This is a genomic window from Photobacterium chitinilyticum, from assembly GCF_004104355.1.
In the GTDB taxonomy this organism is placed as follows: Bacteria; Pseudomonadota; Gammaproteobacteria; order Enterobacterales; family Vibrionaceae; genus Photobacterium; species Photobacterium chitinilyticum.
Map to the genome: position 1 here is coordinate 326283 of NZ_RJLM01000002.1, position 15119 is coordinate 341401.

Below are 15119 nucleotides of genomic sequence, written 5' to 3' on the forward strand. Positions count from 1 at the left end.
CACTTTTTGTTTGATATTTTGCTCGGTATTTTGATTGGCATAAAGTGAGTCCGCCCCACTCCTGTACAAGGTAGGACGGATGACAGAAAGGAAATTTATTGGTGGCGGGTATCCCACCACTGCTGCGCCTGTATGAGTGCCGATTGTTGATCGGGGCAAACCTGCATCATTTTCAGCACGATAGCCATAGTCGAAACGACAGCATGGATACCGTAGTTGTTGTCGATCTCGCCACTCCAGACTTGCTGGAGGTAGTTACCACTGATCTCCCCGTGCTTACCTGAAGCGCCCTCAAGAAATGTCGGCCATTCCTCATTATAAATTTGTCCGCTTGAGACTCCAGCTATGCGGCAGGCAGTGCGCGGACTGCGTTCGCTCTCGCCGCCTTCGCCTTTGAAGGCGACCATATTGGCATCGCCTACCAGGGCAGCGGCTTGGGCATGAAGTTTTTCGTAGCCCTGGTGGAAAATGCCATGGATTGCAAATGGCGCTGCAGACGGGTTGAGACCGCGGGCGACGGTATTGAGCGGGGTACGCAGGCCCACTTTGCTGCGCAGTGCCAGCAGATCGACCAAAGGCTCGCAGTAGGCTGAAAGTGGTATATAGCAGATGTTGTCGTGGGCGAGGATGATTTTGGTCTGCTCGGGAGTTTCTGCCTGTCGGATCCCCAGAGCCGGGCAGGCAGACTCAATTTGGTATTTGACGGCGTCGACAGCAGCATGACCATGTAGCAGAACGCGAATACCATTTTGCGCCAGTAGTTTAGCTGCCAGCAGTAGCCAGGGTGGCTGACGTCGTTTGCCTGCAAAGCACGGCCAGTCGAGATCGATATCGAGATCTTGCCACTCGTCACCCACATGGTCACGTAAAGCCTGGATATATCCGGCGGCTTCTTCACCAGTCTCGCAGCGAACACGTTGCAGCATTAGCAGAACGGCTAGCTGGAGCAATTCTGCCTTACCGTCAATATACATAGATAGTGCTTCGCGTGCTTCATCTTGGGTTAGCGGCCGGCGGCCCTTCTCACCTCGACCGACATGTTTAATAAATTCTGAAAAGGCTGGCATTTCAATCCCTGATTTTTGAGTTATTCGAATAATAGTATATGCAGGATTTGATGTGATATCAGTAAGTTCTGCCCGCGGTAAGGGAGCAGGGACACCGGCTGCGGAGAATCCGAACAAGAGTGGCCAATAATCTATACTGATAGAACTGTGTTGAATTTAGGATAGGCTGATGGTGGTGCGCCTCATGCGTTCACAGTCTATGGATCGGATAATTACCGCGAAGTGGCAGACTACAAATCATGGCAGCGATTTTTGGCCTATCTTGATGTAGTAATTGATTGATTTATTGGTGTTTGTTCTTCATGCTTTATTTCAGAGAAGGAGCGTAAGATGAACAAGTGCCAAGAGAAGACGATACGCTGGGGGATCATCGGTTGCGGCAACGTGACTGAGGTAAAAAGTGGCCCGGCCTATCAGCAAAACGAGGGCTTTGAACTCGTTGCTGTTATGCGGCGGGATGAGGAAAAGGCCCGGGATTATGCCGAGCGCCATGGTGTCAATAAGTACTATACAGACGCCGATCAATTGATTGGCGATGATGAGGTTGATGCGGTCTATATTGCCACGCCGCCTGACAGCCATAAGCACTACGCCTTGAAAGTTGCCTCGGCAGGCAAGCCGTGCTGTATCGAAAAGCCGTTGGCACCGAGCCATGAAGAATGCAAAGCGATTGTTGCTGCCTTTGAGCAACAGCAGCTTCCCTTGTTTGTTGCTTATTACCGTCGTTCTCTGCCGCGTTTTCAGCAAGTGAAGGCATGGTTGGATGCCGGAAAAATCGGGGATGTACGTCATGTCAGCTGGCATTTGAGCAAACCCGCCAACCCTCTCGATTTATCCGGGGACTATAACTGGCGCACGGATGCAGCCATTGCGACGGGAGGTTATTTCGATGATCTTGCCAGCCACGGGCTTGATCTGTTGATTTATCTACTGGGTGATATTAAGCAGGCATCGGGTTTCCGCGCTAATCAGCAAGGGCTGTATACCGCCAGTGATGCTGTTACTGGGTGTTGGTTGCATCAAAATGGTATCACGGGTTCCGGGAGCTGGAACTTTGGATCGGCAAAACGGGAAGACCGGGTCGAGATCATCGGTAGTCAGGGTAAGCTGGTTTTTTCTGTCTTTGACGAGGCCCCTGTGCATCTTGTCAACGAAGACGGTGAACAGAGCCGGTTTATCGACAACCCCAAACATATCCAGCAATATCACGTAGCAGCAATCAACAAACACTTGCGGAAACAGATCAGTCATCCATCAACCGGCGATACTGCTGCACACACTAGCTGGGTAATGGAACGAATCCTAGGCGGTTGAGGTGCTGAACCTTTCTGCTTGTTGTCAGTCAAAAATTCAAACACTGTTTTTATTATGAGGAATGGATCTATGTTGTGTGTAACAACGCCTGATATTGCCAATCAAACTATCAAGGAAGTGCTCGGGACTGTCACCGGGAATGTCGTTCAGTCCAAGCATGTCGGTCGCGACATTATGGCGGGCTTCAAGACGATTTTCGGCGGTGAGATCCGCGGTTATACCGAAATGCTCACCGAAGCCCGCGAGCAGGCATTGAGCCGAGCGATCGCCGAAGCCGAGGCCATGGGAGCCGATGCGATTGTGAATATGCGTTTTACTACCAGTGCGATTATGCAGGGCGCGTCTGAAATTCTAGTTTATGGTACCGCGGTAAAGCTGCGTTAAGTGATATCAGGTCTGTTGTGTCGCTGAAAGCATAAAGCGTCCTAAACTGATTTTAGTTGTTTGTTTACAACAATTAGCTAAACGGATTTAGGACACTTTTATGTATATCAGAAATTTTCGCAAACCATCACCAACAAAAACAGTTCACCATGTTTACTGATATGACAGACTTGTAGAGTATTTTTAGCTAAATCAATTCCGATAATATTAGATTTCAACATGATCATGGCCTCTTTACTTAACTGGAACACCTTTGGTTAAGCTTATCTCAGGAGAGTGGAGCCCACACATCTTGTTAGTGCTTATACTCACTCGTATGCTGTTTATAATAATTTGCCATATGTGAACTAATGTCAGGATCTCAATTTAAGTTTGAATACATTCGCCTGACGTGATTAATTCAAGATAAGAACGTATAGTGCCATTCACTGATATTATCGAGAATGAACCATAATTTAGTGCGTATTTGAATTAGTCTAAGCCTATGAACTCATTACACTTGAAAGCACTCTTGTTGGCCGCCGAAGCAGGTTCAATATCTGCTGCTGCCCGTAAGTTAGGAAAAAAACAACCTCAGGTTAGCCAATGGATCTCTGATCTGGAAATCGATCTTGGCGTTAACTTTTTTGACCGAACTGGTAATAAAACGACATTAAGTAAAGAGGGGGAACGTTTACTGCCTTACCTCACGCACACCATGATCCAACTCGATAAGTTTGTTCAAAGTGCCGAAATGATCGCGCATGGTGAATCAACCGTAGTGACTATTGGGATTGAAAACTATATTCCCGACCTCGTCTTCACACAGCCACTCGCATTGACGTTGGATTTACCCCATTTAAGTGTGGAAGTGTATCGCGAGGAAAAGCACCAACTGACGCAAGACTTGAACGAAGGCAATGTCGATATCATCATTATTCATGAATCCGACACCCTTCATCACCAGCATTTTGAGTATTGCCGTTTAGGTCATTATAAAGAAGTGTTGGTATGCAGCCCAAACCATCCTCTCGCGACATTACCTCTGGTAACCACCAGTGATTTAAGCCAATACCGTGAGTTAATTTGGGGTGAAACGAATAGCAATAGCAATAGCAGTAAGCAACATAAAGATGATAACAGCGATGGGTTCAGCCCTAACTACGGTATTTTCTCAGATATTCAACCACTTGTCGCGATGTTGAAACGCAATAAAGGCTTTGCGTTTTTGCCCGCAGAATGTGTTAACACCTATATCGAAAATGACCAATTGAGCGCCCTGAACTGTGATTTTGAACCTGCTGGCATCGACCGAAGAATTGAGCTGTGTTGGCGCAATGGATTAACGCTGTCTCAAGATGGTAGTCAAATAGTAGAGGCCTTCAAAATTAACCACCAACTCGCAGACAAGCCTGTATCTTAAGCTAATTTTCGGACTTAATTTCACGTTGGGATTGTATTTCAGATTTAGGCAGGGGTTCTGACTCGACCTGAAGATTATATTTTGATTTAAGCTCTGGAGTAGAAACAGAAGCGGCAATTAGTGCATCCCACCAATCGTATACGTACAAAGATGCGTAAATTGGAAGGATTGCCCAAAGTAGCGGGTCATCCCATACTGTTGTAGTAATTCCAATTGCGGCGATTGCCAAGATGATAAGTTCAGAGATACCAGTAAACAGTAGCAGTTTAGTTAGGTGGGCAAGCGTACGTTGAAGTTGGTAGGTAAGCTGTGTTTTCTGATAGGTAGCCTCAAAAACACCAATAATACCCGCGGCCATCAAGAGCCCTATCACCGCTAATATTGCAGACTGATTGCCTTGATCCATCTTACGCATACTATCAAAAGTGCAACTAAACAATATGGGCACAATGAATATCAGCAGAACCAGCTGTCTTACTGCCACCTCAATATAAAAACGCTTTTGTTGCACACTGACCTCCATAAAAAAGACGGTGCAGAGCAAGCCCTGCACCTATTGTTTTATTCTTCTGCGTCGAAGACGATATCACCTTGTAGCACTGTCATTAAGATTTCCGTGTCTGCTATATCATCGGCTGATAAACGGGTAATGTCTTTTTCGAGAATGGCAAAGTCGGCCGATTTCCCAACGGTTATCGAACCCGTAATGTCGCTAATCCCTAAACTATCAGCAGCATTGATCGTGTAGGAATCTATCGCGGATTGCACGTCTGGCAAGCCTGTTTCACCCATTTTCAAACTATTCGCGATTCCAACTAATGGATTGATGTCATTAACGTTCCAATCACTACTTAACGTAACATTAGCACCTGTATCAAAAATGGCTCTTGGATTCATCAATGCGTGGGTTCGCTTAGCCCCTAAAAAGGGTTCTGCCCACTCATGATCATGATGTACGACATAATCAGACCCCACTTGGAAATCGGCTGTCGCATCCAGTTCTGCGAAACGAGGGACGTCTTTTAAGTCCACCAATTCCACGTGCGTTAGCGTATAAGGTTTTTTCGAACCTTGGCTGCGAACATGCTCAATAGCATTTAATGATTCGCGAACGGCTCCATCACCAATCGCATGGATATGAGCGCTATAGCCAATCTTGTTCAATGTATCCAGCCAGGATTTCATTTTATGTGGCGGAATGTAATTGATGCCGAAAGGCTCATCTGGAATATAAGTATCTAAATACGGTGCTAACGTTTTCGCTGTGCCATTAATAATGATGCCATCGCTATACATTTTTACCTGGTCTAGCAATAACAAACGCGACTTATCGCTCGATTGTACTTTCTTTAAAAATGCTAACTGCGGTGCCATTGAGTCAGTCGGGTAAATCCACGGTCGCAGTGAAACTCGGGCGGTTAAATTACCGTCTTTCTCTGCTTGCTGCCATACGTCATACCAGCCGCGTTTCCAATAAAGTCGGCCATCACCAATGGTTGTTATGCCATGCGCGGCGGATTCTTCAAGACCAGCAATTAAGCCTTCGTAGCTTTTCTCGAACTTGTTTTCCAAGCTATTCCATGCCATCTCCATGATGAGATCGCCTGCGTTATCAAACAAAATACCGTTCAGCTCACCAGTTTTTTCGTCTTTGAGGATCTTACCACCTTGCGGTTCGGGAGAGTCTTTGGTGATACCTGCTAATTTAAGCGCTGCGGAGTTGACCCACATAGAATGTGAGGTTTGCTCCATGAACACGACTGGTCGTTTCGGGAAAATGCGGTCAATTACTTCAAGTGGTGTGTAGCGATTATCTTCACTCATAATTGCATCCAAAGAAAAACCATAGCCCATTAGCCAGCTATCCGACTTAGTTTTTCTACTGCATGCTTTTAAATAGGGAATTTGTCCTTCAAGCGACGCATCCATATCGAGTTCACAATTGCTGCCGGCTTCTGAAGCCGCCTCAAATACATGGTTATGATTATCAATAAAACCCGGCATAACATAGGCTTGTTCAAGGTCGATAAGTTCGGTATTTTTGTTACGATATGTATCTGCTTCTGCCGCTTTACCTACAAACACAATATGGCCATCGTGAATGGCAATTGCATCGGCATTGTCATGACCGTAGATTTTTGCGTTCGTTAAAATCATGTCGGCTTGTTCGACAGCCAGCGCATTCGAACTCATGATTAGGCTCGCTATTAGTGTCAAAGGGTAAATTCGGTTCATTATTCATTCCTTTCATGCCCCACAATCATTGTGAGTATAGGGAGTGTTAGTATGTTGCGATGAAGAAAGACTACTGCAACATAAAAACAAAAGAAAAATAGTGAGTATAAGAATACTGGGATAACCTAAAAACTTAGAATTACCATCATTAGTAATACCTAACTGCTTGGCGACGAATGAACGATTGATGACAATAACTTAACAAGCCCAAGTATACGACCAAACTAAAAAACGCTCGCAGCCTATTCGAGATAAAGCTTAGCGAGCGGAAAATTCAGTGAGAGCAACCAAGCGGAATCACTTCGGTGGAGCTCGAAGTATCATCAGTATTGAAAACAACATCAAAAATATGGGGGAGGGGGAAGCAAAACAGACTTAAGCTGCTGATTGCTCGAACATATTCGGTAGTTTGATAAAACGGCAAATATCGGTATCTCCAGAATTTTCCAGTGATTCGAGCTGGGTGAGGATCAGTGAATCAACATTATTCAGCATATCTGCATGAAATAAATGCGCTTTTACTTTTTCCGCCAAAGCGTGCCCTGACATCCCTTGATGATCAAAGCGAACAGGTATCACACCGCGTAATATTGCCAATTGACGCAATACACGAGGCTCATGAGATAAAGCCCAGATATTTTGTTTGCCCTGGAAGCGGGACATCAGACGAGGGGTATCACCTTGCTCGGTAAGAATAGCTACGCCTAAGTTCTGTTTTGAACTTGATGCAGATAACATCGCAGCCAATGCCATGCTTTTGCGTGGCTCAGAACATAAGTTAATTAAGTTTTTCCAGCTCTCACCCGCCTCATTCACTCGCCCTTCAGCCCCACAAGCAATGTTGGCCATATAGGCAACCGCTTCAACCGGAAACTTCCCCGCAGCTGATTCAGCTGAAAGCATCAGTGCATCAGTACCTTCAAGGACCGCATTCGCGACATCTGAGACTTCCGCGCGCGTCGGCATTGGGTTTTCGATCATAGACTCCATCATTTGCGTTGCAGTGATCACTGGGCGACCATGATAACGGGAGCGTTCTATTAATCGTTTCTGAACCAAAGGCAGATTAGCGTCCCCTATTTCAACGCCCAAATCGCCCCGTGCAACCATAATCACATCAGAAGCGAGAATAACGTCATCCATAGCCTTCACTGACGCAACCACTTCAGCACGTTCAACTTTGGCTACAATCGCCGCAGAACATCCTGCCGCCTGCACCAGATCTCGCGCTTCATTCAACTCCGCTGAATTACGCGGGAACGACACAGCAACAAAGTCAGCATCAAGCTCAGCCGCAGTAATGATATCTTGCTTATCTTTCTCAGTCAGTGCTGGCGCAGACAAACCACCACCTAATAAATTGATGCCTTTTCGGTTTGACAACATGCCTGAGTTCAACACCTTCGTCAGCACCTTCATGCCATCAATATTCTTAACTTTTAGACGTATACGGCCATCATCCAATAGCAGCGTATCACCCACTTGTATATCGCTCACTAGCTGCGGAAAATCTAACCCGACCGCCTGTTCTGTTCCCGCATCTAATGCCATATTTGCATCAAGCGTAAATAGCTGCCCTTTTTCGAGCTTCACTTGACCATTGAGGAAAGCTGCGATGCGAATTTTAGGCCCTTGTAAATCAACCAAAACGCCAACATGGCGATCCAGCCGTAAAGCGATTGAACGCACTAGTTCAGCGCGTGCAATATGCTCTTCAGACGAGCCATGAGAGAAGTTTAAACGGACAACGTTAACACCAGCCAGAATCAGTTTTTCGATAATTTGAGGGTTATTACTTGCAGGGCCTAAAGTGGCGACAATTTTAGTTTTGCACATGGTATTACCTAGGAATATGATGAAAGAAAGCAGTAGCGACATCGTATCGCTACTGCTAAATAGCCTTTTACTTCTCCAAAATTAGCTCGTTATCGATTGAAGACGGAGTATCAATGTCTGTTACTTTCTTCGCATTCCACACGGTCAAAGCCAAGAACACAGAAAGCACTGCTGTACTTAACCAGAAATATTGTGCATTGCCGAAGTCATACACTTTTACAACTTCTCCTGCATCATTAACAATCTCAGTAATTGTGATTAATTGAGATGAAATCAGTTCCTGTGCTGACGCTGCCATATATGAGAATAAGCCAATGAAACCTTTTACTGCTCCCACTGCATTTTTAGGCATCAGATCGCATGCGGTCAGACCCGCAAGGAATACAACCAGACCACCAATGGCATAACCGATTAAAGACAGTGCCACAGCATCCATCATTCGGCTTTGTGGGCCAAAGAACAACAGAAGCATCCCCGTGATATTTGCAATACCGTATAGCAGTGTTGGAATATGGCGATTAGAGTTAAAGATTTTATCGGAAATAATGCCGGATAAAATCGCACCAGCAAGGCCGGCAATAGGATACGCGGACATTGCGAAGCCAGCATCAATCAGGCTGTAGCCTTTTACTTCTTGAAGGTATAAAACTGCCCAAGAAGATATTGCATAACGTGAGGAGTACATCGCCGCACACGCCAGTGCTATTAACCACACAGTCGGCTGTTTTAAAATAAAGAGCTGGGCACGGCGTGTTTCTTTCGGATCATTCGCTTTTTTAATATCAGGCTCTTCACCAAAAGCAGTGGCAGAATCAGGCAGACCATAAGTTTGTGGACGGTCACGCAGAACAAAGAACATGCATAGCGCAGCAATAACAGCTGCAATACCAGCACCAATAAAGCCCGCACGCCAGCCAAAATAGCTCACCATCGTTGCAGTCAGGATCCAGGTAATCCCCTCACCGATGTTACGTGATCCGCCCCAAATTGAATAACGGCTACCACGTTGTTTCGGCGAAAACCATTGAAAAATAGATACACATGAGGGGGCTGATCCTACTGACTGGAACCAACCATTTAACCCCCATAAAAGGACAAAGAAAAATGCGGTGGTGTTCATCCCCAGACTGATAGCAGTTAGGCCTGACAGAAACAGCGAAAAGGACATAAACCGTCCGATATTGGCGTAATCTGACAAGAAGCCATTCGAGAACTTACCGATCGCGTAAGTAAAGAAGAAAGCCGAGCCCATAATTCCCAACTCTGCTTTGGTGACGATATCTGCATCCAGCATTGGTTTTTTCACGACACCTAAGCTCATGCGCACTACGTAGAATACGGCATAACCAAACACCAGGCCGAGAAAAACAGACCATTGGTGACGTTTATAAATGGACTGAATTTTTTCCGGGCTTCCTGCCATAACCGGTTTATCCGGTCTGGTTTTAAAAAAATTAAACATATTAATCTCCATGCATAAAAAGGGTTTTTATGAGCATTGCTATTAAGCTAAAGTGCTTGCGGTGAATAATATGACGTTAAAAAAAACCAGCAAGAGAGGCATTTTGGGAGCGATTTGTCACAAATTTAAATTCACTTGGGACAAAAAAGGGACATCTGAGTTGGAGATAATTATATCTCTCGGTAATAATGATTCAGAGAATAAATGAAATGTTCCCAAAGTGGTTCAAATAGATTTTTGAATGTTTACCGTTTATTTCTATTTTTTTGATAGAGTGCACAAAACATGCTGCTTTTGTGTTTTCTACAGGCATATGCATCACGAGCAGTAACGATGGTTATCATGAAAAGCAAAAAAAAATTGATTGTGTTATTAATATTTTTATTAACATCTGTAAGGTGTCTCGCAGCTGAAAGCAAACCCATTGTTATTTTAACAACATTCTCTGAGCACACTATTTCTCAAATTGTTGATAAATATCATGAGTTTTATCCTGGTGCTGACATTAGAATCATTTTTAGACGCACTCGCTCTATGTTACGTTTATTAGAGAAAGATGATTATCAGAATATTGATATCGTTATCTCATCTTCTCCCGTGTTGTTTCATCACCTCGCTAACAACAAAAAGCTGCATACATTCTCACCCCCATATAGCGTTCCAAGCTGGTTAGCACCGCATATTTTAGATATCTCCGGAAAAGTTACGGCATTCGGCTATTCTGGCTTTGGTCTAATATCGAATGAACAATACTTAACAAGCCATGGCTTGCCGATACCTGAAACATGGGAAGATCTTACCAACGCGCAATTTTTTCAGCATATCACCATGAGCACGCCCTCTCGCTCCGGTACCACCAACTTAATGGTAGAAAATATTCTTCAGCATTATGGCTGGGAAGAAGGCTGGCGATTATTAATGAAAATAGGCGGCAATATCGCCTTTATTTCTTCACGAAGTTTTGGTGTCAGTGAAGCCGTTTCTCGTGGTTTAATTGGTGCTGGCCCGGTTATCGACAGTTATGCTATTAATAGTATCAAAGTCTTTGACTATGTTGGTTTTAAGTATCTAACTAGCTCAATCTTGATGCCGACATATATAGGCATTGCGAAGAACAGCCAGCATATAAATGACGCTATAAAATTCGTAGATTTTCTACGCTCTAAGTCAGGACAACAGCTATTAGAAAAAACATCTATCGCTAAGTTTTCACTTTCTCAACCCAAATTAGCTGAAACAACATCTTTTATATTAAATAAACAGCTTGTTCACAGCAGAGATAAGTTAATTTCATTCCTGTTTGATCAGGCTATTACTGAACAGTTACATCAGCTGAACACTACATGGGAATCCATTCATCAGCTTGAATCTCAAGTGAATTTATCATCAGAAGCGCTAAAAAAGCTCGTACGTGCAAAACAATATGCATCACAAGTTCCCGTTACCGCTGAACAATCAATATCAGAAGAGTACCTAGTATTATTCAACAACGATAATGCGAAGCGAGGAAGGGACCCCATTATGGCAAAGGAAATCCAGCAATGGAAAGAAACCTTAAGAAATAACCTACAACAAGCAAATTTGCTGACGAGTCAAATTCATCAAGAGCAAGAGTAAGCCACTTTGACATTTAAATTTACCACTATCGGTTCGCGATTAGTTGCTGCGTTTACCTGCATCTTGCTCATGATTTGTTTAGTGAGTACTGTTGCATTCACTACTTGGAATACCTTAGAAAACCAAGTCGATCTGATGATTGATGAGAATATTCCTGCGCTGAAAGCAAGCTATCAAATAGAGCGTAGTAGTGCCGAACTACAAGCTTACTTAAACGAAATTCATACCACCCAAAATTTGGTAAGGCTCAATCAACTCAAACTCGGGCTACAAAACAAAATCAACGAAATTAAACAAACGACTATTGAGCTGACTACCATTCCTCTGGTCAATAGCTTACGACAAGAATACCATCGGCTGGATGCCGATATTCAGGAGTATACTGAACCGCTGATACAGAAACTAAAACTAAAACAAAATCTGGATAAAATATCAGAGACTATTTTATGGCTTCACCAAGACATTGTTGATGAGGTCAACCCTTTGAGACAAGAGGTTGAATGGCAGATCACTCACGATCGGGCCATTACTCTTAATGCCGCAACCCAAACCGCGCTATATACCGATTTTTCAACCTTACAGATGCTGACCATTAATGAAAATGAGCTAATCTCTCTCGTACAAGAGGTGATCCGTCAGCACCAACAACGTAACTTAAATAGTGCTTTTCAATTCATAGGCTATAAAACCGATGAAATACAAACACTAAGTAATACCCTACTACACAATGCTGCAAGTATTACCCACCGCCAACTATTACTTGAACTCATTGAGCTCGTTCAGCCGGAAGGAAGACTGCATACGGTATTGCAACAGATTGCAACAATTACCAAGCAAACGAACAGTCAAGAAGTGATGATAAAAGAACGCTTAAATTATCAGCAAGAGCAAGTTAAAAACCTGGTTACGAAGGCTAGCAGTGAATTAAACGGTATTAAGCTAAAGGCAAAAAAAACCGTCAGTATGGGCAATGGTGTTCTCTTGATCGTTTTATTGTTCGCCTTGTTTTCTAGTGCATTTATTTGTACTTATTTTGTGCGCAAACGTATTGTTGGCCGGTTAAACGATCTCAGTTTAGCCCTTAATGCCGTTGTCGCTGGCGAAGTAAGTCTGCCTATTTCAGTGACCGGTCAGGACGAAATTGGAAAGCTCGGGACCAACCTCCGTAATTTCTGCTCTCAAATGCAACAAATCGAGAAAACCAATGCGTTAAATCTCATCAATAATACTCAAGCAAGTATTATCACCTGCACCACTGAAGGTGTTATTGAATCGATGAACTCAAGTGCAAAAGAGTTATTTGCTCTACTATCTTCCTCTTCCGTTGAGTCAGAGGACATTTGGAATTTGTTTGAATCTAAAGAGCATCAACAACTTAAATCAATTTTCTTTCCAAACAGTACGTTACTGAGAGATGGGGCCTATAACCTGACTTTAGCGATTAACCATACTCACCATCAAATTCGTTACTTCCGGCTGGATCTGCGTGTATTCCAACAAAACACACACCCGAAGGTCATCATTACGCTAACTGACATTACAGAACAAGAAAATATCACGCGTTGGCTTGAACAGAAGGTGCAAGAAAAAACACAATCACTGACTACAACGAATGCCGCATTGCAGGATGAGATTGAAGAAAGAAAACGCGCTGAATTCAATCTTGTCGCTACTCAGGATGAATTAATTCAAGCGGCTAAAATGGCGGTAGTCGGTCAAGCAATGACGACGCTGGCCCATGAACTGAATCAGCCTCTTTCAGCGCTGTCGACTTACATTTTTACTGTACAGATGACCTACGACTCTAACCAATATCCAGACATCCACAACACCATGGAAAAAATGAATGAAATCTGTGAGCGCATGGATCAGATCATTGCGAATCTACGTAGTTTTTCCAAAAAACCAATGGTACCAAACCCCGCAGTGATCGTAGGGCTACAACAGGCGGCTGAGAATGCCATTGGCATCGTTGCATACCGTGCTAAACAACATAATATTCAACTTCGTAATCACCTGGGTGATAACTGCTTATGCATAGGTGAATTAATTCAAATTGAACAAGTTCTTGTTAACTTGTTCATCAACAGCTGTGATGCGCTAGCCCCGTTTGTCGACAAACAAGGCAAAGTCGAGATCATAGAGTTAAGTCGTACTGACCAATTTATAATAATCGCCTGTTGTGATAACGGATCAGGCTTTGGTTGCGACATTATCAATCAGCTGTTCACCCCATTCACTACAACCAAAGAAGTGGGTTTAGGACTTGGATTGAGCATTTGCCGTTCAATCATGACCCGTTTGAAAGGTTCAATTCAACTCGCCTCCACACTGGATGGCGGTGCAATGATCGTTTTGGAGTTCCCAGCAAATGAAACTAAGTAATGATATTCAAATCGTACTTATTGATGATGATCAGCACGTACTTGATTCATGCCAGCACTTATTAGAATTGGCTGGTTATCAAACACGTGCATTTCTGGACCCTCATATGGCACTGCAAGAGATTCATCCGAATTGGTCTGGCGTTATTCTTACAGATATTTACATGCCAACCATGAGTGGAATGGAGCTCATTGATAAAGTTAAAGCCATTAGTCCGCATTTACCGATCATCACAATCACAGGACATGGTGATATCGAAATGGCGGTAGAAGCCATGCAAAAAGGAGCCATTGACTATTTAGAAAAACCACTAAAGCCAAAGAAATTACTTTCACTTATTGAAAAAGTAATCACAAAACGTAAAAAAATGATCGAACAATGGCAAATTATCGAGAACGTGTTACCTGAACAGTTACTTGGTGAAAGCCAGGAGATTATAGAAATCCGAAAACATATTAAACTCTTGGCGACAGCTGATAGGGATGCTCTCATCCAGGGAGAAAATGGGGCAGGACGATACACAACAGCCAAACTATTGCATGAGCTTAGCTCCCGACAATCACAACCTATGATCGTAAAAAATGGTGATGATTTACTGTCTGTTGAAGAGCTAGAAAAAGTATTAACAGAAGCCAAACATGGGAGTTTAATATTACATGATCTATGCTCAATACCAACAGAGGTACAACGTTTTCTCAGTCATTTTTTGTTAAATCAAGAACGCTCGGGAAAGCGTACCGTTAAGCTGCTGGCAATCTTTGGTCAATGTCCGGAAAATGATCTAAAAGAACACCGTTTACTACCAGAACTCTTTTATTTTCTGAGCCAGGTTCGATTTATCATTCCCCCCTTACGTAAACGTAAAGATGATGTCATCCCGCTATTTCGCCATTTTTTAAGAAAAAGCTGTCTGTTATTGGGAAAACAACGCCCTAAAATTGATAAGGCTTATTTAGAGACATTAAAACGTCATCAATGGCCAGGAAATGTACGGGAACTAAAAAGTGTGGCTGAATTGTACGCCATTGGTGTTGTTAAACTCTCAAGTACTGAGCACTCGCACCCCATCGAACAAATGACGAGCCCGTTAGATGATTTGGTTGAACAATATGAAAAGCAGTTAATAGAAGATGCACTCTATCTGTTTGCCGGGCGCATCAATGATGTATCAGATTACCTGAAAATTCAGCGAAAAAAGCTGTATCTTCGAATGAGAAAATACGATCTAGACAAAGCCAATTATAAAATAAACTAGGCAGAGTCTTTCAATCATCTTTCTGCTATCTCAGCTGTTATTTTCAAGAAGAAACGTCTTCCATGAATGCCTGATGCTTATAAGGCATTCATTTCCCCCCTCTCTTACGCCTTTACTGATAAAAATCACAAAGTGAGTAATTTGACCGTCAGGGAAGCAATT

At 43.4% G+C, this 15119-nt stretch carries 11 protein-coding genes and 1 pseudogene; 7 read left to right on the top strand and 5 right to left on the bottom strand.

Features of this window, described 5'->3' with window-relative positions; genetic code table 11:
* Positions 1 to 95 precede the first annotated feature (95 nt).
* Positions 96 to 1067, bottom strand: coding sequence for a glycosyl transferase family protein (locus EDI28_RS07585; protein ID WP_128783247.1), 972 nt, complete (start codon positions 1065 to 1067; stop codon positions 96 to 98).
* A gap of 174 nt (positions 1068 to 1241) precedes the next feature.
* On the opposite strand from EDI28_RS07585, the pseudogene EDI28_RS27285 reads away from it, so the two are divergent.
* The 4 genes and pseudogenes from EDI28_RS27285 to EDI28_RS07605 form a co-directional block, all read left to right on the top strand.
* Positions 1242 to 1349 (top strand): annotated as a pseudogene (locus EDI28_RS27285) (dienelactone hydrolase family protein); the annotation flags it as partial.
* A gap of 48 nt (positions 1350 to 1397) precedes the next feature.
* Positions 1398 to 2381: a Gfo/Idh/MocA family protein gene (locus EDI28_RS07595; RefSeq protein ID WP_128783248.1), complete on the top strand. Its 984-nt coding sequence runs from the start codon at positions 1398 to 1400 to the stop codon at positions 2379 to 2381.
* 69 nt (positions 2382 to 2450) lie between these two features.
* Positions 2451 to 2765 (top strand): heavy metal-binding domain-containing protein, encoded by a 315-nt coding sequence (locus tag EDI28_RS07600; RefSeq protein ID WP_128783249.1) that lies wholly within the window; start codon positions 2451 to 2453, stop codon positions 2763 to 2765.
* A 484-nt stretch (positions 2766 to 3249) separates the two neighbouring features.
* A complete protein-coding gene (locus EDI28_RS07605; protein ID WP_128783250.1) occupies positions 3250 to 4167 on the top strand; it encodes a LysR family transcriptional regulator in 918 nt (305 codons plus the stop codon).
* 1 nt (position 4168) lies between these two features.
* Here EDI28_RS07605 and EDI28_RS07610 read toward each other — a convergent pair whose 3' ends face one another.
* The 4 genes from EDI28_RS07610 to EDI28_RS07625 form a co-directional block, all read right to left on the bottom strand.
* A complete protein-coding gene (locus EDI28_RS07610; RefSeq protein WP_233353308.1) occupies positions 4169 to 4678 on the bottom strand; it encodes a hypothetical protein in 510 nt (169 codons plus the stop codon).
* 50 nt (positions 4679 to 4728) lie between these two features.
* Positions 4729 to 6402, bottom strand: coding sequence for an amidohydrolase (locus tag EDI28_RS07615; RefSeq protein WP_128783251.1), 1674 nt, complete (start codon positions 6400 to 6402; stop codon positions 4729 to 4731).
* 375 nt (positions 6403 to 6777) lie between these two features.
* Positions 6778 to 8238 carry a pyruvate kinase gene (pyk, locus tag EDI28_RS07620; RefSeq protein ID WP_128783252.1) on the bottom strand — a complete coding sequence of 487 codons (1461 nt, stop codon included), beginning with the start codon at positions 8236 to 8238 and terminating at the stop codon, positions 6778 to 6780.
* A 67-nt stretch (positions 8239 to 8305) separates the two neighbouring features.
* Entirely contained in the window at positions 8306 to 9700 is a 1395-nt protein-coding gene (locus tag EDI28_RS07625) for an MFS transporter (RefSeq protein ID WP_128783253.1), read from the bottom strand.
* A 342-nt stretch (positions 9701 to 10042) separates the two neighbouring features.
* On the opposite strand from EDI28_RS07625, the gene EDI28_RS07630 reads away from it, so the two are divergent.
* The 3 genes from EDI28_RS07630 to EDI28_RS07640 are packed head-to-tail and all read left to right on the top strand — an operon-like array spanning position 10043 to position 14957.
* Entirely contained in the window at positions 10043 to 11317 is a 1275-nt protein-coding gene (locus EDI28_RS07630; protein ID WP_164918496.1) for an ABC transporter substrate-binding protein, read from the top strand.
* A 6-nt stretch (positions 11318 to 11323) separates the two neighbouring features.
* Positions 11324 to 13702 (top strand): ATP-binding protein, encoded by a 2379-nt coding sequence (locus tag EDI28_RS07635; protein WP_128783255.1) that lies wholly within the window; start codon positions 11324 to 11326, stop codon positions 13700 to 13702.
* Positions 13689 to 14957 (top strand): sigma-54-dependent transcriptional regulator, encoded by a 1269-nt coding sequence (locus EDI28_RS07640; RefSeq protein WP_128783256.1) that lies wholly within the window; start codon positions 13689 to 13691, stop codon positions 14955 to 14957. The genes EDI28_RS07635 and EDI28_RS07640 overlap by 14 nt, the downstream gene beginning before the upstream one ends.
* Positions 14958 to 15119 lie beyond the last annotated feature (162 nt).

Excerpts from the sequence above, each read along its gene's own strand:
- EDI28_RS07640 (WP_128783256.1), top strand. The coding sequence starts at position 13,689 with ATGAAACTAAGTAATGATATTCAAATCGTACTTATTGATGATGATCAG.
- EDI28_RS07615 (WP_128783251.1), bottom strand. The coding sequence starts at position 6,402 with ATGAACCGAATTTACCCTTTGACACTAATAGCGAGCCTAATCATGAGT.
- pyk (WP_128783252.1), bottom strand. The coding sequence starts at position 8,238 with ATGTGCAAAACTAAAATTGTCGCCACTTTAGGCCCTGCAAGTAATAAC.
- EDI28_RS07625 (WP_128783253.1), bottom strand. The coding sequence starts at position 9,700 with ATGTTTAATTTTTTTAAAACCAGACCGGATAAACCGGTTATGGCAGGA.
- EDI28_RS07600 (WP_128783249.1), top strand. The coding sequence starts at position 2,451 with ATGTTGTGTGTAACAACGCCTGATATTGCCAATCAAACTATCAAGGAA.
- EDI28_RS07630 (WP_164918496.1), top strand. The coding sequence starts at position 10,043 with ATGAAAAGCAAAAAAAAATTGATTGTGTTATTAATATTTTTATTAACA.
- EDI28_RS07595 (WP_128783248.1), top strand. The coding sequence starts at position 1,398 with ATGAACAAGTGCCAAGAGAAGACGATACGCTGGGGGATCATCGGTTGC.
- EDI28_RS07585 (WP_128783247.1), bottom strand. The coding sequence starts at position 1,067 with ATGCCAGCCTTTTCAGAATTTATTAAACATGTCGGTCGAGGTGAGAAG.
- EDI28_RS07605 (WP_128783250.1), top strand. The coding sequence starts at position 3,250 with ATGAACTCATTACACTTGAAAGCACTCTTGTTGGCCGCCGAAGCAGGT.